Annotated in this window: 26 protein-coding genes; 2 read left to right on the top strand and 24 right to left on the bottom strand. The window is 69.6% G+C overall.

The features are described 5' to 3' along the window. Window positions 1-31 precede the first annotated feature (31 nt). Window positions 32-6,259, bottom strand: a complete 6,228-nt coding sequence (locus ASG88_RS09360; RefSeq protein ID WP_056887138.1) for an Ig-like domain-containing protein — start codon at window positions 6,257-6,259, stop codon at window positions 32-34. Between the two features lie 173 nt (window positions 6,260-6,432). Between ASG88_RS09360 and ASG88_RS23040 the strand changes: the two genes are divergently transcribed. Together ASG88_RS23040 and ASG88_RS23500 are read left to right on the top strand one after the other, a co-directional pair. Beyond that, window positions 6,433-7,647: an FHA domain-containing protein gene (locus tag ASG88_RS23040; RefSeq protein WP_157559651.1), complete on the top strand. Its 1,215-nt coding sequence runs from the start codon at window positions 6,433-6,435 to the stop codon at window positions 7,645-7,647. After that, window positions 7,644-9,059, top strand: coding sequence for a serine/threonine-protein kinase (locus ASG88_RS23500; protein ID WP_056887136.1), 1,416 nt, complete (start codon window positions 7,644-7,646; stop codon window positions 9,057-9,059). Before ASG88_RS23040 ends, ASG88_RS23500 begins: the two co-directional genes overlap by 4 nt. Window positions 9,060-9,095: 36 nt before the next feature. Here ASG88_RS23500 and ASG88_RS09345 read toward each other — a convergent pair whose 3' ends face one another. From ASG88_RS09345 to rplD, 23 genes are all read right to left on the bottom strand, one after another. Next, window positions 9,096-10,124 carry a TerC family protein gene (locus ASG88_RS09345; RefSeq protein WP_056887135.1) on the bottom strand — a complete coding sequence of 343 codons (1,029 nt, stop codon included), beginning with the start codon at window positions 10,122-10,124 and terminating at the stop codon, window positions 9,096-9,098. A 232-nt stretch (window positions 10,125-10,356) separates the two neighbouring features. Beyond that, the gene (gene map, locus ASG88_RS09340) at window positions 10,357-11,178 is read right to left on the bottom strand and encodes a type I methionyl aminopeptidase (RefSeq protein WP_414858630.1); all 822 of its coding nucleotides are present in this window, start codon (window positions 11,176-11,178) and stop codon (window positions 10,357-10,359) included. A 13-nt stretch (window positions 11,179-11,191) separates the two neighbouring features. Continuing rightward, the gene (locus tag ASG88_RS09335) at window positions 11,192-11,767 is read right to left on the bottom strand and encodes an adenylate kinase (protein ID WP_056887133.1); all 576 of its coding nucleotides are present in this window, start codon (window positions 11,765-11,767) and stop codon (window positions 11,192-11,194) included. Then, complete coding sequence (gene secY / locus ASG88_RS09330) at window positions 11,767-13,062, bottom strand: preprotein translocase subunit SecY (protein WP_056887132.1); 1,296 nt, start codon at window positions 13,060-13,062, stop codon at window positions 11,767-11,769. The genes ASG88_RS09335 and secY overlap by 1 nt, the downstream gene beginning before the upstream one ends. 199 nt (window positions 13,063-13,261) lie before the next feature. Further along, window positions 13,262-13,702, bottom strand: a complete 441-nt coding sequence (gene rplO / locus ASG88_RS09325) for a 50S ribosomal protein L15 (protein ID WP_056887131.1) — start codon at window positions 13,700-13,702, stop codon at window positions 13,262-13,264. A 1-nt stretch (window position 13,703) separates the two neighbouring features. After that, complete coding sequence (gene rpmD, locus ASG88_RS09320; protein ID WP_056887130.1) at window positions 13,704-13,886, bottom strand: 50S ribosomal protein L30; 183 nt, start codon at window positions 13,884-13,886, stop codon at window positions 13,704-13,706. After that, on the bottom strand, window positions 13,886-14,527 hold the full coding sequence (rpsE, locus tag ASG88_RS09315) for a 30S ribosomal protein S5 (protein ID WP_056887129.1): 642 nt from the start codon (window positions 14,525-14,527) through the stop codon (window positions 13,886-13,888). The genes rpmD and rpsE overlap by 1 nt, the downstream gene beginning before the upstream one ends. Window positions 14,528-14,561: 34 nt before the next feature. Then, window positions 14,562-14,945 carry a 50S ribosomal protein L18 gene (gene rplR, locus ASG88_RS09310; RefSeq protein ID WP_056887128.1) on the bottom strand — a complete coding sequence of 128 codons (384 nt, stop codon included), beginning with the start codon at window positions 14,943-14,945 and terminating at the stop codon, window positions 14,562-14,564. A 2-nt stretch (window positions 14,946-14,947) separates the two neighbouring features. Then, window positions 14,948-15,490, bottom strand: coding sequence for a 50S ribosomal protein L6 (gene rplF, locus ASG88_RS09305; protein ID WP_056887127.1), 543 nt, complete (start codon window positions 15,488-15,490; stop codon window positions 14,948-14,950). Window positions 15,491-15,527: 37 nt separating this feature from the next. Then, window positions 15,528-15,935: a 30S ribosomal protein S8 gene (gene rpsH, locus ASG88_RS09300; protein WP_056887126.1), complete on the bottom strand. Its 408-nt coding sequence runs from the start codon at window positions 15,933-15,935 to the stop codon at window positions 15,528-15,530. Window positions 15,936-16,029: 94 nt separating this feature from the next. Further along, complete coding sequence (locus tag ASG88_RS09295) at window positions 16,030-16,215, bottom strand: type Z 30S ribosomal protein S14 (RefSeq protein WP_011757321.1); 186 nt, start codon at window positions 16,213-16,215, stop codon at window positions 16,030-16,032. Window position 16,216: 1 nt separating this feature from the next. Next, entirely contained in the window at window positions 16,217-16,783 is a 567-nt protein-coding gene (gene rplE, locus ASG88_RS09290) for a 50S ribosomal protein L5 (RefSeq protein ID WP_056887125.1), read from the bottom strand. A gap of 1 nt (window position 16,784) precedes the next feature. Then, entirely contained in the window at window positions 16,785-17,138 is a 354-nt protein-coding gene (rplX, locus tag ASG88_RS09285) for a 50S ribosomal protein L24 (RefSeq protein WP_056887124.1), read from the bottom strand. Window positions 17,139-17,141: 3 nt separating this feature from the next. Further along, window positions 17,142-17,510 (bottom strand): 50S ribosomal protein L14, encoded by a 369-nt coding sequence (rplN, locus tag ASG88_RS09280; RefSeq protein WP_056887123.1) that lies wholly within the window; start codon window positions 17,508-17,510, stop codon window positions 17,142-17,144. A 117-nt stretch (window positions 17,511-17,627) separates the two neighbouring features. Continuing rightward, the gene (gene rpsQ, locus ASG88_RS09275) at window positions 17,628-17,903 is read right to left on the bottom strand and encodes a 30S ribosomal protein S17 (RefSeq protein WP_056887122.1); all 276 of its coding nucleotides are present in this window, start codon (window positions 17,901-17,903) and stop codon (window positions 17,628-17,630) included. Further along, window positions 17,900-18,148 carry a 50S ribosomal protein L29 gene (rpmC, locus tag ASG88_RS09270; RefSeq protein WP_056887121.1) on the bottom strand — a complete coding sequence of 83 codons (249 nt, stop codon included), beginning with the start codon at window positions 18,146-18,148 and terminating at the stop codon, window positions 17,900-17,902. The genes rpsQ and rpmC overlap by 4 nt, the downstream gene beginning before the upstream one ends. Continuing rightward, window positions 18,148-18,567: a 50S ribosomal protein L16 gene (gene rplP / locus ASG88_RS09265; protein WP_056887120.1), complete on the bottom strand. Its 420-nt coding sequence runs from the start codon at window positions 18,565-18,567 to the stop codon at window positions 18,148-18,150. Before rplP ends, rpmC begins: the two co-directional genes overlap by 1 nt. A gap of 5 nt (window positions 18,568-18,572) precedes the next feature. Next, window positions 18,573-19,412 (bottom strand): 30S ribosomal protein S3, encoded by an 840-nt coding sequence (gene rpsC / locus ASG88_RS09260; protein WP_056887119.1) that lies wholly within the window; start codon window positions 19,410-19,412, stop codon window positions 18,573-18,575. Continuing rightward, window positions 19,412-19,849, bottom strand: coding sequence for a 50S ribosomal protein L22 (gene rplV, locus ASG88_RS09255; protein ID WP_056887118.1), 438 nt, complete (start codon window positions 19,847-19,849; stop codon window positions 19,412-19,414). The genes rpsC and rplV overlap by 1 nt, the downstream gene beginning before the upstream one ends. After that, window positions 19,846-20,127 carry a 30S ribosomal protein S19 gene (gene rpsS, locus ASG88_RS09250; RefSeq protein ID WP_056887117.1) on the bottom strand — a complete coding sequence of 94 codons (282 nt, stop codon included), beginning with the start codon at window positions 20,125-20,127 and terminating at the stop codon, window positions 19,846-19,848. The genes rplV and rpsS overlap by 4 nt, the downstream gene beginning before the upstream one ends. Before the next feature lie 5 nt (window positions 20,128-20,132). Beyond that, a complete protein-coding gene (gene rplB, locus ASG88_RS09245; RefSeq protein WP_056887116.1) occupies window positions 20,133-20,969 on the bottom strand; it encodes a 50S ribosomal protein L2 in 837 nt (278 codons plus the stop codon). A gap of 24 nt (window positions 20,970-20,993) precedes the next feature. Beyond that, window positions 20,994-21,296: a 50S ribosomal protein L23 gene (gene rplW, locus ASG88_RS09240; RefSeq protein WP_056887115.1), complete on the bottom strand. Its 303-nt coding sequence runs from the start codon at window positions 21,294-21,296 to the stop codon at window positions 20,994-20,996. Continuing rightward, window positions 21,293-21,922, bottom strand: a complete 630-nt coding sequence (rplD, locus tag ASG88_RS09235) for a 50S ribosomal protein L4 (protein WP_056887114.1) — start codon at window positions 21,920-21,922, stop codon at window positions 21,293-21,295. The genes rplW and rplD overlap by 4 nt, the downstream gene beginning before the upstream one ends.

The raw sequence follows: 21,922 nt of genomic DNA, 5'->3' as shown, positions 1-21,922 counted from the left end.
CGTGCTCCTTGGATGGTGAAGGGTCGGCTGGTCACTTCCACTCCCACGTCGTGGTCCCGGCTTCTCGGTTGCCGCCCTGCTCGTCGCACGTCACCGTGACGTGGCCGGCCTCGTAGACGATGTCGGTGACGTTGGAGCCGTTGGAGCCGAAGTCGCGCGTGCGGTCCTGGAAGGGGCGCAGGGAGTTGGAGATCGTGCACCGGTAGGACCGGTTCATGTCGGTGGTCGTGATCACCAGGAACCCGCAGGTCGCGGACGTGCACTGACCGCCGAGCAGGCTGCCCCCGCACGACGGGAGGCCGCTGGCGCCGTCGTCGCTGCACGCACTGCGGGAGAGCGAGATCGCGGGGGCCGGAGCGGTCCCGGACTGCGACCTGGTGCGGGTGTTGACCTCGCCCCGTCCGACCGCAGGGTCCACCAGGCGGGCGTAGATGTCCACGTCCTCCTCGAAGGACTCCGTCGCGACGTTGAAGCCCACGGTGAAGGGGCTGGCGCCCAGCTCTCGCGTCGTCTCCAGGTAGACCCTGTTGCCGTTGCCGACCACCGAGACGACGAGCCGGACCGGTCGTCCGTTGCCGCTGCCCGAGACGGTGAAGCCGATGCTCTTGCCCGAGACGGAGGTGATCGCGGGCGCAGAGAGGTGCTCGGGGCGCAGCGGGCCGTAGCTCTGCACCGTCTTGGTGTCGGAGCTCGTGCAACCCTGGGGCACGGACTCGTTGCACATGCGCAGCTGCACCTGGTACGGCGTGGTGTTGCTCTGCGTGCTGACGACCTGGGAGATCGCCTGGCCAGCGGTGGTGTTGCCCTCCCAGACCACCTGCCCGCCCACCAGGATCGCGACACGACCCGACTTCCCACGCGGGTCCGGAGCCACCGCGTCCACGCGCACCTGCTGGTCGGCCCCCGTCGGAGCGACGCTCCAGGCGCCCCACTGCGCCGGGATGCCGACCGCCTGGAACGACGCTGCCGGGCTGGGGCCGGACGTGTTCTCGACGTTGTGGGCCCGGACGGAGTAGGAGTAGACGGTCCCGTCGTAGCCGAGTCCCGAGTGGACGCACGTCGTCGCCTGGACGCGGGAGCAGCCCGGGACGTTCTGCGTGCCGGACGGCGTCGAGTAGCTCACGGTGTAGAGCGTCGGGCCAGGGCCCTCGGGCAGCGTGGCCGGCCAGGTGACCCGCACCGACGTGCGCTCGGCCCCGGACTCGAGGTCCACGACGGTCGGCGTGCCGGGCGGCAACGGAGTACCCAGGGGCTGGAACAGGCCCGACGAGCGCGGGGGCGAGTAGCCGACCTTGTTGAGCGCCTTGATCGTGAAGGTGTACTGGGCGTTGTTGTCCAGGCCGCTCGCCGTGACCGACGTCGTCTCGCCCGTGACCTCCTGGGCGCCGCCGAGCCAGGTCACGTAGTAGCTGAGCACCTTCGAGGTCGCCGTCGTGGGCGGGTCCCACACGACCGTGATGGTGCCGTCTCCACGCGACTTCATCCGGATGTTGTCGACCCGGCCCGGACGGGTGTCGGCGTACGCCGACTGCGAGACGTCGCTCCAGTCGCCCGGGCCGATCTTGTTGATCGCGCGGACCTTGAACGTGTAGGCCTTGGCGTTCGCGAGGCCACCGAAGTCGCACTCGTTGGTGCGGCAGGTGATCTGCTTGTTGGTGCGCAGCTCCTGGACCTGGTAGCCCGTGATCGGGGACCCGCCGTCGTCGCTGGGCGGCTCCCAGCCCATCGAGATCTTGTTGGACTGCTCGGCCGGGAAGGGTCGCGGAGGCCCGGGCGCACCCGGCGTGCCGCTGACCTCGAACTGGATCCGGCCCTCGGCCGTGCGCTGGGGACTGTCGGAGTCGGCGACGTCGCTCATCACGATGCGGAACGTCGAGGTGCCCTGGGCGTCCGGGCCTGCCCTGAAGGTGACCGACGAGCCACTCCTGCTGGCCGACACCCCCGCGCCGCTGATCGGGTCGACGGACACGACCGTGGGGTCGGGGCTGGAGACGCCCGGCTCGAGGTAGGCCGCCAGGTCGTAGGTCCGGGACTGGCCGGCCTGCAGGTCGTCGACCCGGATCGGCAGCAGTGACGGCGGCGGGGCGTCATCGAGGCGGAAGCGGATCTCCTCGGCGTTGCTGTCGCCGGCCGTCACCGACAGGACGGCGGTGCCCCCCTCGGTGGCGTCGTCGGCCGCGGACACACGCAGCACGGAGGTGCCGGTGCCGCTGACGGCGATCCCCTCGACCGCCTCGGTGAACGTGCCGTCGTAGGTGAGGTCGTCGGCGTCCGCCGGGTCGAGCGTCCACACGGTGCACAGCGACCCGATGTCGAGGTCGTAGACCTGTCCCGAGGAGATCGGGATCGTGGTCGCCGGACACGTGAGCTCGGGGGTGTCGTCACCCACCTGCACCGGGATCGAGAGCAGCGCGGTGTAGCCGTCGGTCGGGTCCTGCGGGTCCTCGTTGCCACTCGGGTCGGTGGCCGTCGTCACCTCGAGCAGCAGGGCGCCCGGGCCGCGGTAGTCGGCGTCGGTGTCGATGGTGAAGCCGCGCTCACCGTCCGGGGCCGGCTGGAGGGCCGTCGGTGAGGCGTTGACGGCACGCTTGCCGGTCAGCCGCATGGACCCGCCCGAGGGGTTGGCGATGTAGTCCTCCAGCGACCCGGAGAAGCTCCCGCCGCGGTCGATCTCGATGAGCGCGTCCGGCTCGACGTACGGGATGCCGGTCCCGGTCGGTGGCACGTAGAGCGATGCCGTGGCGGAGGCGCCGCCGGCGTCCTCGACGCGGAAGGGCACCACCTGCGGGGAGGCGCCCCGGTTGGCCTTGATGCGGTCGCCGTCGATGCGGGCGACGTCGGGGGCGCCCAGCACCTCGGCCACGACCAGGTCGTCGACGGAGCCGTCCGGGTCGTAGGCGCCGTCGAGGACGCCCACCGTGACGCTCTCGCTGTCGTCGGCGCGCCCGAAGGCGTCGTACACGATCGGTGGGTTGTTGATCGAGGCGGCGGTGTCCAGCCTCATGATCGCCCGGGAGGTGTCGAGGCCGTTGCTGATGGAGTAGACGACCGTGGTCGCAGCGGCGTCGACCCGGTCGGGCGCCGGCACCGTGACCAGGCTGGTCTCCCGGTCGAGCTCGACACCGTTGGGTGCGTCGACGAGCTCGATCCGGACGTCGTCCCCGGGGGCGACGTAGTCGTTGGCCAGCGGGTCGAACGTGGCGGTGCGCCCCGGCTCGACGGTCAGCTGGTCGTCGACGGCCAGCGGGCTCTGCGGCTCCTCGAGGGGCACGACGACGATCCGCACCGTGGCGGTGGCGACGCCCCCCTGGGTGTCCACGACGGAGTACTCGAACTCGTCGGTGCCCTCCGTGCGCGGATAGGCCTGGTACTCGAGGAAGTTGCCGCCGAAGGAGAGCAGGCGGCCCTTGCGGGGAGCGGACGTGATGCCCGCGATGGTGACCGGGTCACCGTCGGGGTCGATCCCGCTGCCGGGCAGGCGGACCTTGACCGTGTCGCCCGAGACGACCCGCGACTCCAGCGTCGGCGGCTCGGGCGCCGTGTTGGGGTCGTCGGCCGGCGTCACGACGACGGTCAGCCGACCCGGGGACGTCTGCCCGGTGGTGTTGACCGCGACGTAGGGGATGGTGAAGCTGTCGCGCTCCGCGAGGTCGGCCGGCGCGACGTAGCGCACCGTGCGACCGGTGACGAAGGCCCGCCCCACGTCGCCCTTCACGTCGATCGGCGCGACCACCGCGAGCTCGCCGGGGGATCCCTCGACGACGTCGCCGAGCAGGGAGAGCCGGTCGCCCGACGGCGAGAGGTCGTTGTCGAGCACCGGCGCGGTCACCGAGGTGCCGGCACGCACCACGACGCGGTCGGAGGCGGTGATCGGCGAGTTGTCCTCGGGCACCGGGCGCAGGCTGACCGAGACCTCGCCCTCGACGCCCGAGCGCGTGCCGTTGCTGATCGTGTAGGAGACAAGCTGGGGGTTCGGGGCCAGCGCCCCCTGCCGCGCCGAGATGCGCAGCCAGCGACCGTCGATGATCGCCACGTCGAGCTGGTCGGGGTCGTCGGCGGCCGCACGCTGCACGGCGAGCAGCCCGCCGGCGGGGTCGAGGTCGTTGGCGAGCACGTCGATGATGGCCGCCGACTGCCCGTAGACCGTCAGCGTGTCGGGCATCGCGATGGGCGCGCGGTCCCCGCGTGCCGGCTGCACGTCGACCCGGACCGTGCTGCCGTCGAGGGGGGCGTTGCCGTACGCCGCGTCGTAGTCGAGGAAGAAGGTGCCCGCCTTGGACCCGGTGAAGGTGATGACGCCGTTCTCGGTGTCGGTCTTGACGACGGCGCCTCCCTGCCCCGGGAGCTTGCCGCCGAGGGCGAGCTCGGCGTCGGGGTTGGCCGGGTCCGAGCCGGGCAGGTCGTTGAGGAGGGGGCGGATCTTGATCGGCTGGCCCACCTCACCGCGTACGACGTCGGGCTCGGCCGTCGCGGCGAAACTCTCCTGGTCGAGCTTGTCCTGGACCTGGAAGGTCATCGTGCGGCGTTCCGGCGCGGAGCGGCCGTCGGTCACCGTGTAGGCCACCTGGACGGGCTCGCCGCCGTCCCGCGGAGCGGTGAACCGCACCCGGCCGTCGGACGTGGTGCGCGCGACGGCACCCGACACGTCGCCGCCCACGGCGGTCGCCGAGTCGAGGACGACGGCGTCCCCGTCGGAGTCGTCGCGCCAGTCGGCGAGCACCGGCACCGACAGCGACCCCGCGGCGGGGACCCGCCACACGCGCGGCTTGTAGCCGGAGCGCAGCTGCGGGGCGCTGTTGTCGCCGGCACCCCGGACGGCCACGGTCACCGTCGCGTGCGCGGAGGTGTCCCGCCCGTCGTTGATGTGGTACTCGAAGCTCGTGCTGCGGGCGTCCTCGGGCAGGGTGAGGACGATGGTCTGGCCGTCCGGGCTGATCTCGGCCCGGGCGCCTCCGGTGGGCTCGTCGACCTGCACGATGCTCAGCAGCCGGCCGTCGGGCGCGGAGTCGTTGTCGAGCGGGTGGAGCACCGTGGTGCGTCCGGGACGGGCGCCGTAGCGGTCGGGCTCGGCCTTCGGCGGGCGGCGGTCGCCGTCGCTCTGGTCCTGGTTCTCCTTGTCCTCCTCCTCGACCTTGGTCGAGGCGGTGAAGGCGTTCCAGTTGTCGATGCGCTGGGGCTCGAGGTCCTCGACGTCCCACACCGTGCCGGTGGTGCCGTCGTTGAGCACGATCTGGCCGCGGTTGACCCGCAGGGACAGGGCGCGTCCCTTGCCCCCCAGGTCGGACACGGTGGCCTCGTCGTCACCGCACCGGACGGCGACGTGGCCCAGGCCCCCGGACCACGCGGCGTACTGGCAGGCGCCGAGGCGCACGGGCTCGGCCGGCTGGCCGTTGACACCGTCCGCGACGACGGTGGCCTCGCCGCTGGTGAGGTCGACGCTCATCAGGCCGCCGCGGCTGGCGACCAGGACGGCGTCCGCGGCGGGCCCCGCCTGCTGCAGCACGGCGTCCTCGGGGACGCTGGCGGTGCCCCCACCGAGCACGGCGAGCGCCCCGGTCGCGGAGTCGAGGGTGACGACGGTGTCGCCGACGGTCGTCACGGCGCTCGGCTCACCGGCGGCCTCGGGGAGGTCCTCGGTGCGGGGCTTGCCGATCCCGCCCTCGCCCGGGACCAGGTAGGTGACGGTGCGCTCGGTGCCCGAGGTCACGACCACGGTGCCGGCCTGGCTCACCGCGAGCGCGGCCGCCTCGCCGACCTCGTCGAGGGGGTCGGACTGGCGGTCGACCTCGCTGACGATCGACCGACCCGTCACGGGGTCGACGCGGGCGGCCCAGACGGCGCCGGTCTCCGCGTCGACCGAGGCCAGCGTGCCGCCGGCGAGCTGGAGGTCGCCGCGGGAGGGCACAGAGATGGTGCCGCTCGGCTCGACCTCCGAGGTAGCGGGGTCGACCAGCTGGGCGGTGCTGGCACGCTCGTCGACCGCGAGCACCGCGGCCCCGTCCTGGACGACGTCGAGCCGCAGGTCGTCGCGGTCGGCGAAGACGACCGTGTCGAGCTGGTTGATCGGCTTGTTGATCCGGCCGTAGAGGCCTTCCTTGCCGTTGACGACCCAGATGCCGCCGTCGTTGAGCTCGGCCTCGTGGGCCTGGTAGCCGTCGGCCGAGACCGCGTAGACCAGCACGGCGACCGCGGCGATCGCGAGCGCGGTGTTGGAGGCGATGGCCGTACGGTGCCGTCGCAGGAATCCCACCCGTGCCACTGGCAGCCCCCTACCGCGAGAATGAGCCCGTCCCCCGACGGCGCAGGATGGAGCCTAGGTACAAGCGCGCACAACGGACAAGTTCGGCACAACCGGCACGCTGGGGCCCCGGGGGATGACACTATCGTGCTAGTCCGGATGGCACTTGCTTTCGTGAGGAGAGGCTCGTGGTCGTGGAGACCAGGTACGCCGCAGGGGACGGCGTCCTGCTGGGGGCGGGTGACCACTGGGTCCTCGTCACCGACCCGCACGACGACGACGTGCTCGACGAGATCTGGGCCGTGGTGTCCCGCTCGCGGACGGCCACGGGCTCGGTGACCGAGGAGGTCCTCGCCCTCCTCGAGAAGGCGTTCGAGGGAGACCCGCCGGCACTGGCCGTCGTGGACCTGTCCGCCGGCGGCTCCGCCAGCCTCTCGCGCGGCCACGGCCACGTGCGCGTGCTGGGTGCGGACCGCATCCTGTCCCTCGACGGAGGCGCCGACCCCGTGGCTCTCGTCCCGACCCGTCGCCTGGTGGCCGGCGTGGTCGCGGCCTCCCGGGCGGAGATCCGGCCCCTGGCCCACAAGGTGGCGCCGACCTCAGCCGCGCCCGCCGTCCCGGCGCAGGCCGCCGCCCCCGGCATGATCGACGGCATCCCGGCCTCGATCCTGGCCGCCACCGGCCCTGCCGGCCCGCCACCCCCGCGACCACGGCGTCGCGATCCCGCGCAGGCGTCCGAGGACACCGGGTCGCTGCACGACACCACCGAGCCGGACCCCGCCTTCATGGAGCGCATCAGCGAGGGTGGCCACACGACGATCCAGTCGACCGACCCCGGGCAGCACACCGGGGAGCCGGAGGACGACGACCACGACGGCTCCACCGTGCACCGTCCGGGACCCGTCCCCCACCTGCGGCACGGGACCCACGAGACGGTGCTGGCCGTCAGCTGTCCCCTGGGCCACCTGACGTCGCCGTCGCAGCCCTCCTGCCGCGTGTGCCGGCAGCGGGTCGCCCCGCAGGAGCCGCGCCGGCTGGCCCGTCCCACCCTCGGCGGCCTGCGGCTCCCCACCGGGGAGGTCGTGCCACTCGACCGGGGTGTCGTGCTCGGCCGCAGGCCCGCACCTCTCGAGGGCGCCGGCGACTGGCCGCACCTCGTGCACCTGCCCTCCGACCACACCTTCGTGTCGCGGATGCACCTGCACATCGAGCTCGACGGCTGGCAGGTGCTCGCGCGCGACCTGGACTCGCGAGGTGGCACCATGCTCACCATGCCCGGACGCCCACCCGAACGCATGCGTGCCGGCGAGGCGTACGTCCTCGACCCCGGCGCCTCCCTCGACCTCGCCGAGGTCTACGAGGTCCGCTACGAGGTCGGCTCCGCGGCCGCCACGGTGAGCGAGCGGTGAGCGCGCCGGTCATCCCGGGGTTCCAGTTCGTCGAGCACCTCGGGAGCGGCGGCTTCGCCGACGTCTTCCTCTACGAGCAGCAGTGGCCGCGACAGCGCGTCGCGGTCAAGGTCGTGCGGCCCGACGTACCCCTCAACGAGCGCGAGAAGCAGCTCTTCACCGCCGAGGCCAACGCCATGGCCCGGCTGGCCGACCATCCCTACATCGTCTCGGTGATCACCGCCGGGGTGACGCAGGACGGCGGCCGCCCCTACCTCGTGATGCGCTACTGCCCGCCGCCCGACCTCGGCATCCGGGTGCGCTCCAACCCGATGCCCGTCGTCGACGCCGTCGCGACCGGCATCAAGCTGGCCAGCGCCATCGAGACCGCGCACCGCTCCGGGATCCTGCACCGCGACATCAAGCCCAGCAACGTGCTGGTGACGACCTACCACGAGCCCGCGCTCACCGACTTCGGCATCGCCGGCCACATGGCCGACATCGAGGGCGAGAGCGACGTGCGCATCTCCTACCCGTGGTCGCCGCCGGAGCTGCTCGACGGGCGCTCCAACGGCTCGGTCGCCTCCGACGTCTACTCCCTCGGCGCGACGATCTGGCACCTGCTCGTGGGGCGCTCGCCGTTCTCCATCCCGTCCGGCGACAACTCCACCCGGGCGCTGAGCGCCCGCATCCTGCACGCCGCTCCCCCGGCCACCCAGCGCCCCGACGTGCCTCCGGCCCTGGACCGGCTGCTGCAGCAGTGCCTGGCCAAGCAGCCCGGGCACCGGCCCCAGAGCGCCCTGGAGCTGGCCCGCAGCCTCCAGCAGATCGAGTCCGCCGCCGGGTGGTCGCGCACCGCCGTGGCCGTCGAGGGCGACCGTCCCGACTCGTCCGTGCGCGCCGTCGCCCCGGAGCCCGAGGAGGACCGGACGGTCATGAAGGCCGTCACGGTGATCTCCGCGTCCGGCCCGCGGCGGATCGCGACGGCCCAGGAGGAGCAGGAGGCCGAGGAGGAGGAGCGGTCGCGCGGCGTCTCCGGGGTCGTGTGGGCGGCGGCGGGCGTCGTCGCCGTCGCGGCCGCGGTGGTCGCCCTGGTCCTGGGCGGCGGTGACCGTCCCGACGACCGGGAGGCCGACGGACCGCTCACGCCCACGGAGACGACGCCGTCGGACCTGGTCCCCCAGGACCTCGGCACCGCACCCTCGGTGACGGGCACCCGCACCGCCGAGGGGGTCGTCTTCCGGTGGCAGACCACCGAGGAGCTCGAGCCTGGGGACACGTGGCTGTGGCAACGCCTGGACTCCGGGGACTTCGAGCGCACCGACAAGGACCAGGTCGTCATCCGGACCCCGGAGGACATCTGCGTCGAGGTGCGCCTGGTGCGGGGCAGCGACCAGTCCCCCGCCACCAACGAGTGCGTCCCCGCCGGCTAGGCCGACGGGGACGCGTTCACGGTGTGGCGGGGACGATCAGTCCTCGTCCCAGTCGCGACGGGGTCCGGTCGCGGCGTCCTGCTCCTCGTCCGTCATCCGGCTCGAGGCCCACAGCGAGAGCACCGCGGTGATGGCCAGGGTGGCCAGGATGACCACCAGCGAGAGCCAGATCGGGATCTCCAGCCAGGCGTAGTCGAGGGGCTCGCCACCGTTGATGAACGGGAGCTCGTTCTCGTGGAGCGCGTGGAAGAACAGCTTCACGCCGATGAAGGCCAGCAGGAACGCCAGGCCGTACGACAGGTAGATCAGGCGCTGCAGCAGGCCGCCGATGAGGAAGTAGAGCTGGCGCAGGCCCATCAGCGCGAAGATGTTGGCCGTCAGCACCAGGTAGGGCTCCTTGGTGATGCCGAAGATCGCCGGGATCGAGTCGAGCGCGAAGAGCAGGTCGGTCGTGCCCAGGGTGATGATCACGATGAACATCGGGGTGATCATCCGCTTGCCGGCGTCCTGGATGAACAGGGACTTGCCGTGCCACTCCGAGGTGGCCGGGAAGCGACGCTCGATGAAGGCGACGAGCTTGTTCTCCTCGAACTCCTCGTCCTCGTCCTCCGCACCCTCCTTGGCGAGCTTGAAGGCCGTGTAGACCAGGAACAGGCCGAAGATGTAGAAGATCCAGCTGAAGTTGCTGATCGCGGCCGCGCCGACGGCGATGAAGATCGCGCGCATGATGAGCGCCATCACGATGCCGATCATCAAGGCGTACTGCTGCAGCTCGCGGGGCACGGCGAACTTGGCCATGATGATGATGAAGATGAACAGGTTGTCGATGGAGAGCGAGTACTCCACCAGCCAGCCGGAGTAGAACTCCAGCGCGTAGGTGCCGCCGGAGGTGTACCAGACGCCGAGGCCGAAGATCACCGCCAGGCCGACGTAGATCGACAGGTACGTCGCGCACTCCCGCATGCTGGGCTCGTGCGGTCGTCGGCCGACGACGGCGAGGTCGAAGGTGAAGATGGCGATGGTCACCACGGCAGTGGCGATCCAGACCCAGGTGGGTACGTCCACGAGGTTCCTCCGGGAGGGGTAGGGGGATGTGCGGGCACCGGCGCCGCGCGGGGCGGTCACTCCGGAGGTCTCTTCCGCACCTGGGCCGTGGCCGCAGGGGCCGATGGCACCGGGAGCGGATCGAGACCCACGCCGTACTGACGACACCACCGCGGGGGAATACTCCCCTCCTGGTGGCCACAGTCTGGCACGGACCCTCGACCGGGGTCGAACCGTCAGGCCGGCGCTCGGGTCAGGAGCCGCCGTACGGCGCGCCGAGGCCGGCGAGCCTCGCGGCGCCACCGTCCACGGCCGTGAGCACCCACGCACCGGAGGGCGTGAGGGTGAAGGTGTGCTCGAAGTGGGCGGCCATCGAGCCGTCCACGGTGGCGACCGTCCACTCGTCCTCGAGCAGGTCGGTCTCCTTGCTGCCCAGCGTCACCATGGGCTCGACCGCCAGGGCCAGGCCCTCGACGAGGGTCGGGCCCTTGCCGCGCTTGCCGTAGTTGGGCACGTTCGGAGCCATGTGCATCTCGGTGCCGATGCCGTGGCCGGTGTAGTCCTCGAGGATGCCGTAGCGGCCCTGGCTGACGACATAGCGCTCGATGGCATGACCGATGTCGCCGACCCGCCCGCCGAGGTGGGCGGCGGCCATGCCCCGCCACAGCGCCTCCTCGGTGACCCGGAGCAGCTCGAGGGTCTCGGGGGCGACGTCCCCGATCGGCACGGTGATCGCCGCGTCGCCGTGCCAGCCGTCGACGATCGCGCCGCAGTCGATCGAGATGACGTCGCCGTCCCGCAGCACCCGGTCCCCCGGGATGCCGTGCACGACCTCGTCGTTGACGGAGGCGCAGATCGTCGCGGGGAAGGGCGGCTGGCTGTAGCCCTTGAACGACGGGATGCCGCCGTGGTCGCGGATGTGCGACTCGGCCAGCCGGTCGAGCTCACCGGTGGTCACACCCGGAGCAGCGGCTCCGCGCAGCAGCTCCAGCGTGCGACCGACGAGCAGCCCGCTGACGCGCATCTGCGCGATCTGGGCCGGCGTCTTGATCTCGAGGCCCCGGTTGGCGAACACCACAGGGCTCCGCTCAAGACTGGGGGACGACGTCGAGCGCGGTGAAGATGCGCTGGGTGACCTCGTCGACCTCGCCGAGGCCGTCGACCTCGATGAGCAGGCCACGGTCGCGGTAGACCTCGACGAGCGGGGCCGTCTCCTCGCCGTAGATCTCCTGGCGGCGGCGGATGACGTCGGCCGTGTCGTCGGCCCGGCCGTCGGTCTCGGCACGCTGCAGGAGCCGCTCGACGACCTCGTCCTGGTCGACCGTCAGCACCACGACCGCGTCGAGCGCGTGGCCGGTGTGCTTGATCATCCCGTCGAGCTCCTCGACCTGCGCGAGCGTGCGCGGGTAGCCGTCCAGCAGGAAGCCGGGCTCCGCGTCGGGCTCGTCGATGCGGTTGCGCACCATGAGGTTGGTGACCTCGTCCGGGACGTACTCGCCGGCGTCCATGTAGCGCTTGGCCTCGACGCCGAGCTCGGTGCCCCGCGAGACGTTGGCGCGGAAGATGTCACCGGTCGAGATCGCCGGGATGCCGAAGTGCTCGGCGATGAACTTGGCCTGCGTGCCCTTGCCGGCACCGGGCGGCCCCATGATGATCAGCCTCATTAACGCAGGAACCCTTCGTAGTTGCGCTGCTGGAGCTGGCTCTCGATCTGCTTCACCGTGTCCAGCGCGACACCGACCATGATGAGGATCGAGGTACCGCCGAACGGGAAGTTCTGGTTGGCGTTGATCAGCGCGAACGCGATCAGGGGCACCAACGAGATCAGGCCGAGGTAGAGGGCTCCGGGGAACGTGATGCGGGACAGGACGTAGGACAGGTAGTCCTCGGTCGGCTTGCCCGCCCGGATCCCGGGGATGAAGCCGCCGTACTTCTTCATGTTGTCTGCGACCTCCGTGGGGTTGAAGGTGATCGAGACGTAGAAGTACGTGAAGAAGATGATGAGGGCGAAGTAGATCGCCATGTAGAGCGGGTGGTCGCCACCGACGAGGTAGGTGTTGATGAAGGTGATCACCGGCGACGAGCTCGTCTGGTTGAACTGCAGGGCCATCGCGGGCAGGTAGAGCAGCGACGACGCGAAGATCACCGGGATGATGCCGGCCTGGTTGACCTTGAGCGGGATGTACGTCGAGGAGCCACCGAACATCTTGCGGCCCACCATGCGACGGGCGTACTGCACCGGGATCCGGCGCTGCGCCTGCTCGATGAAGATGACGGCGGCGACCAGGATGAGGCCGATCACCATCACGATGCCGAACACCCACCAGCCCTGGGTCACCTGGACCTGCCACAGGGAGCCCGGGAAGGTCGCCACGACCTGGGTGAAGATGAGGATCGACATGCCGTTGCCGATGCCGCGGTCCGTGATGAGCTCGCCGAGCCACATGATGACGGCCGTGCCGGCGGTCATGGTGAGGACCATGGTCAGGAACGTCGACGTGTTGTCGCTGTGCAGCAGGTCGCGGGTGCACCCCTGGAGCAGGTTGCCCGACCGCGCCAGCGCCACGATGCCGGTCGCCTGGAGGAGCGCGAGGCCGAGCGTGAGGTAGCGGGTGTACTGCGTGATCTTGGTCTGGCCCGACTGGCCCTCCTTCTTCAGCGCCTCGAGCCGTGGGATCACCACGACGAGCAGCTGCAGGATGATGCTGGCGGTGATGTAGGGCATGATCCCCAGCGCGAAGATCGTCAGCTGGAGCAGCGCGCCACCGGAGAACAGGTTGACGAGCTGGTAGAGGCCGTTGGACTCCACGTCACTGAGACACGCCTGCACGTTGGCGACGTTGACGCCGGGCGTCGGCACCTGGGAGCCGAGCCGGAAGATCGTGACGATCAGCAGGACGAACAGCAGCTTGCGCCGCAGGTCCGGCGTGCGGAAAGCGTTGGCGAACGCGCCTAGCACAGGATCGGCCTTTCGGTTACTGGTGCCGGGACAGGGTCTGGTCCCCGTCGCGGCGGACTACGCCTCCACACACCTGCGTGAAGGCCCGGGGAAGCCTAACAGTCGCCCGTCAGACTTCTGCCCCGGTGAACGATGAGGCCCGGCCCGACAGTTCCCACTGCCAGGCCGGGCCTGTGTACGTCATGCGAGAGGACGAGCCTCAGACCACCGTGGTGGTGCCGCCGGCGGCCTCGATCTTCTCCTTGGCGGAGCCCGAGAACGCGTCGGCGGTGACCTGCACGGCGACCGAGATGTCGCCCTGGCCGAGCACCTTGACGGGCTGGCCCTTGCGGACCGCGCCCTTGGTGACCAGGTCCTCGACCGAGACGGCGCCACCCTGCGGGAAGAGCTCGTTCAGCTTGTCGAGGTTGACCACCTGGAACTCCACCTTGAAGGGGTTCTTGAAGCCCTTCAGCTTGGGGAGCCGCATGTGGATCGGCATCTGGCCACCCTCGAAGGCGACCGGAACCTGGTAGCGGGCCTTGGTGCCCTTGGTACCGCGACCGGACGTCTTGCCCTTGGAGCCCTCACCGCGACCCACGCGGGTCTTGGCGGTCTTGGAGCCGGGAGCCGGCCGGAGGTGATGCAGCTTGAGCGTCATGTCAGTCGACCTCCTCGACCGTCACCAGGTGACGGACAGTGTTGACCATGCCCCGGATCTCCGGGCGGTCTTCCTTGACGACCACGTCGCCGATCCGCTTGAGACCGAGCGAGCGCAGCGTCTCGCGCTGGTTGGCCTTGAGGCCGACCAGCCCGCGCTTCTGCTGGACCTTCAGCTGCGCCATCAGGAGGACACCCCCGAAGCGGCCGCCGCAGCGGCCTCCTCGCGACCGGCCTCGCGGGCCTTCAGGATCGCAGCCGGGGTGACGTCCTCGACCCGCTTGCCGCGGCGAGCCGCCACGGCCTCGGGCTCCTCCAGCATCCGCAGCGCCTCGACGGTCGCGTGCACGATGTTGATCTGGTTGGACGAGCCGAGCGACTTGCTCAGCACGTCGTGGATGCCGGCGCACTCGAGCACGGCGCGCACCGGGCCACCGGCGATGACGCCGGTACCGGGGGACGCCGGGCGCAGCAGGACGACGCCCGCTGCCTTCTCGCCCTGCACCGGGTGCGGGATGGTGCCCTGGATGCGGGGGACCTTGAAGAATGCCTTCTTGGCCTCCTCGACACCCTTGGCGATCGCCGCAGGAACTTCCTTCGCCTTGCCGTAGCCGACGCCGACCAGACCATCGCCGTCGCCCACGATCACGAGGGCGGTGAAGCTGAAGCGACGACCACCCTTCACGACCTTGGCGACTCGGTTGATCGCAACGACGCGCTCGATGTAGGCGGTCTTCTCAGCACCCTGGCCCCGACCATTGTCGCGTCCGCGACGGTCGTTGCCCTGGCGCTCGCCACCACGCTGTCCGCGCTGGGCTCCGCTCATGAGATTCTCCTCTTTCGAAAAACTGGTTCGGCGATCAGAACGACAGTCCGCCCTCACGGGCGGCGTCGGCGAGGGCCGCGATGCGACCGTGGTACTTGTTGCCGGCGCGGTCGAAGACGACCGCGTCGACACCCTGGGCCTTGGCACGCTCGGCAACGAGCTCGCCGACCTTCTTGGCCTTGGCGGTCTTGTCACCCTCGGCGGCGCGCACGTCGGCCTCCATGGTGGAGGCGTGGACGAGCGTGGCACCCTGCAGGTCGTCGACGACCTGCACGCTGAGGTGCCGGGCCGACTTGGTGACCACCAGGCGCGGGCGCTCGGCGGTGCCGGAGACGCGCTTGCGACCACGGACCTGACGACGCAGGCGCGACTTGACGCGTGCGGCGGTGTGCTTGTTGTTGGACAGCGAGATCGCCATGGTCACTTACCAGCCTTTCCGACCTTGCGGCGGATGTGCTCGCCGGAGTAACGGACGCCCTTGCCCTTGTAGGGCTCCGGCTTGCGCAGCTTGCGGATCTTGGCCGCGACCTCACCCACGAGCTGCTTGTCGATGCCGACGACGCCGAGCTTGGTCGGGCCCTCGGTGGTGAACGTGATGCCCTCGGGGGCGTCGAACACGATGGGGTGGCTGTAGCCGAGCTGGAACTCGAGCTGCGTGGGGCCCTTGGGCAGCACGCGGTAACCCACGCCCACGATCTCGAGCTTCTTCTCGTAGCCCTCGGTGACACCCACCACCATGTTGCTGATCAGGGTGCGGGTCAGACCGTGGAGAGAACGGCTCTCACGCTCGTCGTTGGGGCGGGTCACCTCGAGGACGCCGTCCTCGGACTTCGCCACCTTGATGGGCTGGGCCACGGTGTGGCTCAGCGTGCCCTTGGGGCCCTTGACGGTCACCAGCGCGTCGTCGATCGCGACGTCGACACCGGACGGGACCGTGATGGGGAGCTTGCCAATACGCGACATGCTTCTCTATCTCCTTCTTGGTCTCAGTGGTCCGGGGTCACCAGACGTAGGCGAGGACTTCGCCGCCCACGCCCTTCTGGTTCGCCTGACGGTCGGTGAGCAGGCCCTGGCTGGTCGAGATGATCGCGACCCCCAGGCCGCCGAGCACCTTGGGCAGGCCCGTGCTCTTGGCGTAGACCCGGAGGCCGGGCTTGCTGATGCGGCGCACGCCGGCGATGGAACGCTCGCGGTTGCGGCCGTACTTCAGGGTGACGGTCAGCGTCTTGCCGACCTCGCCCTCGGAAGGCTCCTTGACGTCGAACGACGTGATGTAGCCCTCCTGCTGGAGGATCTCGGCGAGGCCGGCCTTCATCTTGCTGTAAGGCATCGACACCTCGTCGTGGAACGCCTGGTTGGCGTTGCGCAGACGCGTGAGCATGTCTGCGATCGGGTCAGTCATCGTCATGGCCGTGAGGCCCTTTCTCCACCGTGGTTTCGCGCCTGCATCTCAGGCGCGACCTGCAGCGATCGTTTAGAAGGGGGTGAGGAGGGAGGACAGGTCACCAGGAGGACTTGGTCACGCCGGGCAGCTCGCCCCGGTGCGCCATCTCCCGAAGGCAGATGCGGCACAGCCCGAACTTGCGGTAGACCGCCTTCGGCCGGCCGCAGCGCTGGCAGCGGGTGTAGCCGCGCACCGCGAACTTGGGCTTGCGGGCGGCCTTGACCTTGAGCGCAGTCTTTGCCATGTCAGTTCTCCTTGAAGGGGAAGCCGAGCTGCTTGAGCAGCGCACGACCCTCGTCGTCGGTGGTCGCGGTGGTCACGACGGTGATGTCCATGCCTCGCGACCGGTCGATCTTGTCCTGGTCGATCTCGTGGAACATGACCTGCTCGGTGAGACCGAAGGTGTAGTTGCCGCGGCCGTCGAACTGCTTGGGCGAGAGCCCACGGAAGTCGCGGATGCGGGGCAGCGCCAGCGAGAGCAGGCGGTCGAGGAACTCCCACATGCGGTCGCCGCGCAGCGTGACGTGCGCGCCGATCGGCATGCCCTCGCGGAGCTTGAACTGCGCGATGGACTTGCGAGCCTTCGTGACCGACGGCTTCTGACCGGTGATCGCGGTGAGGTCCTTGATGGCGCCCTCGATCAGCTTGGAGTCGCGAGCGGCCTCGCCGACACCCATGTTGACCACGATCTTGGTGAGACCGGGGACCTGCATGATGTTCTTGATGTCGAACTCGGACTGCAGCGCGGGGATGATCTCCTCGCGGTAGCGGGTCTTGAGACGCGGGGTGACCTTGTCGGTGGTCTCGGTCATCTCAGATCTCCTTCCCGGTCTTGCGCGAGATGCGCACGGAGCGCTCCGCGGAGTACGTCGAGCCGTCGGGACGACGCTTGGTGACCTCGTCGCGACGGAAGCCGAGGCGGGTGACGTCGTCACCCTCGACCAGCATGACGTTGCTGACGTGGATCGGCGCCTCGGCGGTGATGATGCCGCCGGTGTTGCCACCCTGGACGGCCTTGGTGTGGCGCTTGACGCGGTTGACACCCTCGACGATCACCCGCTGCTCCTCACGGAGCACCGAGATGACCTTGCCCTGGGCACCCTTGTCCTTGCCGGCGATGACCTTGACGGTGTCGCCCTTCTTGATGTTCATGGTGTTCTTACCCATCTCTCACAACACCTCCGGGGCGAGCGAGATGATCTTCATGAAGCGCTTCTCGCGCAGCTCACGACCGACGGGGCCGAAGATGCGCGTGCCCCGAGGCTCACCGTCGTTCTTGAGGATGACGGCGGCGTTCTCGTCGAAGCGGATGTAGGAACCGTCGGCGCGGCGGCGCTCCTTGACGGTGCGCACGATCACGGCCTTGACGACGTCGCCCTTCTTGACGTTGCCACCGGGGATCGCGTCCTTGACGGTGGCGACGATGACGTCACCGATGCCGGCGTAGCGACGGCCCGAGCCACCGAGAACACGGATGCACAGGATCTCCTTCGCACCGGTGTTGTCGGCGACCTTGAGTCGCGACTCCTGCTGGATCATTGATTTCTCCTGGTTGTCGAGCTGGTTCTCGCCCCCTCAGCGGGGAGCGAGCCTGGCCGAACTGATGTGTGGAAGATGTAGCGGGAGGCCGAGCAGCACGAGGCTGTCGGTCTCAGGTCACTTGGCCTTCTCGAGGACCTCGACCAGGCGCCAGCGCTTCGTGGCGGACAGCGGGCGGGTCTCCATGATCAGGACCCGGTCGCCGATGCCGCACTGGTTGTCCTCGTCGTGTGCCTTCAGGCGCGAGGTCTTGCGCAGGACCTTGCCGTAGAGGGCGTGCTTCACACGGTCCTCGACGGTGACGACGATGGTCTTGTCCATCTTGTCGCTCACCACCAGGCCCTCACGGACCTTGCGCGAGTTGCGCGGGGTGCTCTCAGTCGTCTCGCTCATGCGCTTGCCTCTTCAGTGCTCGTGCCCGGGGTGGCGCGGATTCCGAGCTCACGCTCGCGCACCACGGTGTAGATCCGGGCGATGTCCTTCTTGACCGTACGGAGCCGGCCGTGGCTCTCGAGCTGGCCGGTGGCCGCCTGGAAGCGGAGGTTGAACAGCTCCTCCTTGGCCTCCCGCAGCTTGGCCTCGAGGTCGACCGGGTTGAGCTCGTCGAGCTCGTGGGCGTTCAGCTTGCTTGTTGCCATCAGAATTCACCTGCCTCGCGGGAGACGAACCGGCACTTCATCGGAAGCTTGTGCATCGCGCGGCGCATGGCCTCACGAGCAGTCACCTCGTCGACACCGGAAAGTTCGAACATGACGCGGCCGGGCTTGACGTTGGCAACCCACCACTCGGGGGAACCCTTACCGGAACCCATGCGGGTCTCGGCAGGCTTCTTGGTCAGCGGGCGGTCGGGGTAGATGTTGATCCACACCTTGCCGCCACGCTTGATGTGACGGGTCATCGCGATACGAGCCGACTCGATCTGACGGTTCGTGACGTAGTGACCCTCGACCGCCTGGATGCCGAAGTCGCCGAAGGCGAGCTTCGTGCCACCCTTGGCCGCACCGGTCCGCTTGGGGTGGTGCTGCTTGCGGTGCTTGACACGACGGGGCATCAGCATGGTGCTCAGCCCTCCTGTCCGGTGGAGGCGGCCTCACCGGCACCGGCGGTCGCCTCGGCCGGAGCCTCGGTCGCCGGAGCGTCGGTACGGTCGCTGCGGGCCGGACGGTCGGCGCGCGAGCCACGGCTCGGACGCTCGCCGCCACGGGCGGGACGGTTGCTGCCACCGCGACCCGGCGCACCGGCGCGGGCAGCAGCCTGGGCCTGGCGCTCGGCACGGGTGCCGGCGACCTCGCCCTTGTAGATCCAGACCTTCACGCCGATGCGGCCGAAGGTCGTCTTGGCCTCGTAGAAGCCGTAGTCGATGTCGGCACGCAGCGTGTGCAGCGGGACGCGGCCCTCGCGGTAGAACTCGGTGCGCGACATCTCGGCGCCGTTGAGGCGGCCGGAGCACTGGATCCGGATGCCCTTGGCACCCGAGCGCATCGAGGTCTGCATGGCCTTGCGCATGGCACGACGGAACTGCACGCGACCCGCGAGCTGCTCGGCGACACCCTGGGCGACGAGCTGGGCGTCGATCTCGGGCTGCTTGACCTCGAGGATGTTGAGCTGCACCTGCTTGCCGGTGAGCTTCTCGAGCTCGCCGCGGATGCGGTCGGCCTCGGCGCCACGGCGACCGATGACGATGCCGGGACGCGCGGTGTGGATGTCGACGCGCACGCGGTCACGGGTGCGCTCGATCTCCACCTTGGAGATGCCGGCCCGCTCCATGCCCTTGGAGAGCAGCTTGCGGATGGCGACGTCCTCGCCGACGTACGCCTTGTACAGCTTGTCGGCGTACCAGCGGCTCTTGTGGTCGGTCGAGATGCCGAGACGGAAGCCGTTCGGGTTGATCTTCTGGCCCATCAGGCACCCTTTCCGTTCTTCTTCACGGTCTTGGCAGCGGCGACCTCGGCCGGCTGCACCGCGAGAGTGATGTGGCTGGTGCGCTTGTTGATCCGGGTCGCACGACCCTGCGCACGCGGACGCCAACGCTTCATCGTCGGGCCCTCGTCGACCATCGCGACCGAGACGACCAGGTCGTTGGTGGCGAGGCCCTCGGTGGTCTCGGCGTTGGCGATGGCGCTCTCCAGCACCTTGTAGACGGTCTCGGAGGCGGCCTGCGGAGCGAACTGCAGCAGGGCCAGGGCCTCGTCGACGGGAAGACCGCGGACCATGTCGACGACACGGCGGGCCTTCATGGGGGTGATCCGCACGAAGCGGGCGGCCGCGAAGGCGCCCGGCTGGTCACCCAGCAGGGTCTCGCGGCGGGCGCTGGTGCGCCGGCGCTCGGTGACACTCATCGACGCTTCCCCTTCCGGTCTTCCTTGACGTGACCCTTGTAGGTGCGCGTCGGAGCGAACTCACCGAGCTTGTGACCGACCATCGAGTCGGTGACGAACACGGGAACGTGCTTGCGACCGTCGTGCACGGCGATGGTGTGGCCGATCATGTCGGGCACGATCATCGACCGGCGCGACCAGGTCTTGATGACGTTGTGGCTGCCCTTCGCGTTCTCGGCGTCCACCTTCTTCTGAAGGTGGTCGTCGATGAAGGGGCCCTTCTTCAGGCTGCGAGGCATGTCGGTTACTTCCTACCCTTGCCGGACTTGCGACGACGAATGATCTGGGAGTCGGAGGCCTTGCGCTTGCGCGTGCGGCCCTCCGGCTGGCCCCAGGGCGACACCGGGTGGCGACCACCGGACGTCTTGCCCTCACCACCACCGTGCGGGTGGTCGACCGGGTTCATGACGACACCACGGACGGTCGGGCGCTTGCCCTTCCAGCGCATGCGGCCGGCCTTGCCCCAGTTGATGTTGGACTGCTCGGCGTTGCCGACCTCGCCCACCGTGGCGCGGCACCGGACGTCGACGTACCGCATCTCGCCCGAGGGCATGCGGAGCGTCGCGCGGCTGCCCTCGCGGGCGACCAGCTGGGCCGAGTTGCCGGCCGAGCGGGCGATCTTCGCGCCGCCGCCGGGACGCAGCTCCACGCAGTGGATCGTCGTACCGACGGGGATGTTGCGCAGCGGGAGGTTGTTGCCCGGCTTGATGTCGGCGTTGGCGCCCGACTCGACGGCAGTGCCCTGCGACAGGTCCTTCGGCGCGATGATGTATCGCTTCTCGCCGTCGGCGTAGTGCAGCAGCGCGATGCGCGCGGTGCGGTTGGGGTCGTACTCGATGTGAGCGACCTTGGCCGGCACGCCGTCCTTGTCGTAGCGACGGAAGTCGATGATGCGGTACGCGCGCTTGTGGCCGCCACCCTGGTGCCGGGTGGTGATCCGGCCCTGGTTGTTACGGCCGCCCTTCTTGGGCAGCGGACGCGTCAGCGACTTCTCCGGCGTGGTCCGGGTGATCTCGACGAAGTCGGCCACCGAGGAGCCGCGACGGCCCGGGGTGGTCGGCTTGTACTTGCGGATTGCCATGTGTGATCAGTCCTATTCCGGCGGTCAGCCGACCTGGCCGAAGATGTCGATGCGGTGACCCTCAGCCAGGCTGACGATGGCGCGCTTGGTGTTGGCGCGCTTGCCGAGCCCGGTGCGGGTACGGCGGGTCTTGCCCTGGCGGTTGATCGTGTTGACCGAGGTCACCTTGACGTTGAAGACCTTCTCGACCGCGATCTTGATCTCGGTCTTGTTGGCGTCCGGACGGACGATGAAGGTGTACTTGTTGGCGTCGAGGAGCCCGTAGCTCTTCTCGGAGACGACCGGCGCGATCAGGATGTCGCGGTGGTCCTTGTGCAGGGTGCTCACTTGTCGTCCTCCTGGGCCTGGGAGCTGCTCGCGGTGCCGTTCACGAAGGCGTCGTAGGCGCCCTGCGTGAAGACCACGTCGTCGGACGCCAGCACGTCGTAGGTGTTGAGCTGGTCGACGGCGACGATGTGCACCTGCTGCGCGTTGCGCAGCGAGAGCCAGGTCAGCGCGTCGGAGCGCTCGAGCACCACGAGGAAGCGCACCCGGTCGCTGAGCGTGGCCAGCGAGGTGAGCGCGAGCTTGGTCGACGGCTTGTCACCGGAGACCAGGCCGTCCACGACGTGGATGCGACCGTTGCGGGCCCGGTCCGAGAGGGCACCGCGCAGGGCGGCGGCCTTCATCTTCTTGGGCGTGCGCTGGTCGTAGTCGCGCGGCTTGGGGCCGTGCACGACGCCACCACCGGCGAACTGGGGAGCGCGGGTCGAGCCCTGACGGGCGCGACCGGTGCCCTTCTGCTTGTAGGGCTTGCGGCCACCGCCGCGAACCTCGCCGCGACGCTTGGTCGAGTGCGTCCCCTGGCGGGCCGCGGCCTGCTGGGCCACGACGACCTGGTGGATCAGCGGGACGTTGACCTCGACGCCGAAGATGTCGGCGGGGAAGTCAACCTTGACGGTCTTGACAGCCAT

Origin of the sequence: Nocardioides sp. Soil777, from assembly GCF_001428425.1 — a bacterium.
GTDB classification, from domain to species: Bacteria; Actinomycetota; Actinomycetes; order Propionibacteriales; family Nocardioidaceae; genus Nocardioides; species Nocardioides terrigena.
This window is presented reverse-complemented; position numbering and strand designations above follow the sequence as displayed.

What these genes read in the sequence shown, in the direction of transcription:
- ASG88_RS09335 (WP_056887133.1), bottom strand. Translation starts at nt 11,767, where the DNA reads ATGAGGCTGATCATCATGGGGCCGCCCGGTGCCGGCAAGGGCACGCAG.
- rplO (WP_056887131.1), bottom strand. Translation starts at nt 13,702, where the DNA reads ATGACGCTCAAGCTGCATCACCTCCGGCCGGCTCCCGGCTCCAAGACC.
- rpmD (WP_056887130.1), bottom strand. Translation starts at nt 13,886, where the DNA reads ATGGCGCAGCTGAAGGTCCAGCAGAAGCGCGGGCTGGTCGGCCTCAAG.
- rpsE (WP_056887129.1), bottom strand. Translation starts at nt 14,527, where the DNA reads ATGAGCGGAGCCCAGCGCGGACAGCGTGGTGGCGAGCGCCAGGGCAAC.
- rplR (WP_056887128.1), bottom strand. Translation starts at nt 14,945, where the DNA reads ATGGCGATCTCGCTGTCCAACAACAAGCACACCGCCGCACGCGTCAAG.
- rplF (WP_056887127.1), bottom strand. Translation starts at nt 15,490, where the DNA reads ATGTCGCGTATTGGCAAGCTCCCCATCACGGTCCCGTCCGGTGTCGAC.
- rpsH (WP_056887126.1), bottom strand. Translation starts at nt 15,935, where the DNA reads ATGACGATGACTGACCCGATCGCAGACATGCTCACGCGTCTGCGCAAC.
- ASG88_RS09295 (WP_011757321.1), bottom strand. Translation starts at nt 16,215, where the DNA reads ATGGCAAAGACTGCGCTCAAGGTCAAGGCCGCCCGCAAGCCCAAGTTC.
- rplE (WP_056887125.1), bottom strand. Translation starts at nt 16,783, where the DNA reads ATGACCGAGACCACCGACAAGGTCACCCCGCGTCTCAAGACCCGCTAC.
- rplX (WP_056887124.1), bottom strand. Translation starts at nt 17,138, where the DNA reads ATGGGTAAGAACACCATGAACATCAAGAAGGGCGACACCGTCAAGGTC.
- rplN (WP_056887123.1), bottom strand. Translation starts at nt 17,510, where the DNA reads ATGATCCAGCAGGAGTCGCGACTCAAGGTCGCCGACAACACCGGTGCG.
- rpsQ (WP_056887122.1), bottom strand. Translation starts at nt 17,903, where the DNA reads ATGAGCGAGACGACTGAGAGCACCCCGCGCAACTCGCGCAAGGTCCGT.
- rpmC (WP_056887121.1), bottom strand. Translation starts at nt 18,148, where the DNA reads ATGGCAACAAGCAAGCTGAACGCCCACGAGCTCGACGAGCTCAACCCG.
- rplP (WP_056887120.1), bottom strand. Translation starts at nt 18,567, where the DNA reads ATGCTGATGCCCCGTCGTGTCAAGCACCGCAAGCAGCACCACCCCAAG.
- rpsC (WP_056887119.1), bottom strand. Translation starts at nt 19,412, where the DNA reads ATGGGCCAGAAGATCAACCCGAACGGCTTCCGTCTCGGCATCTCGACC.
- rplV (WP_056887118.1), bottom strand. Translation starts at nt 19,849, where the DNA reads ATGAGTGTCACCGAGCGCCGGCGCACCAGCGCCCGCCGCGAGACCCTG.
- rpsS (WP_056887117.1), bottom strand. Translation starts at nt 20,127, where the DNA reads ATGCCTCGCAGCCTGAAGAAGGGCCCCTTCATCGACGACCACCTTCAG.
- rplB (WP_056887116.1), bottom strand. Translation starts at nt 20,969, where the DNA reads ATGGCAATCCGCAAGTACAAGCCGACCACCCCGGGCCGTCGCGGCTCC.
- rplD (WP_056887114.1), bottom strand. Translation starts at nt 21,922, where the DNA reads ATGGCTGTCAAGACCGTCAAGGTTGACTTCCCCGCCGACATCTTCGGC.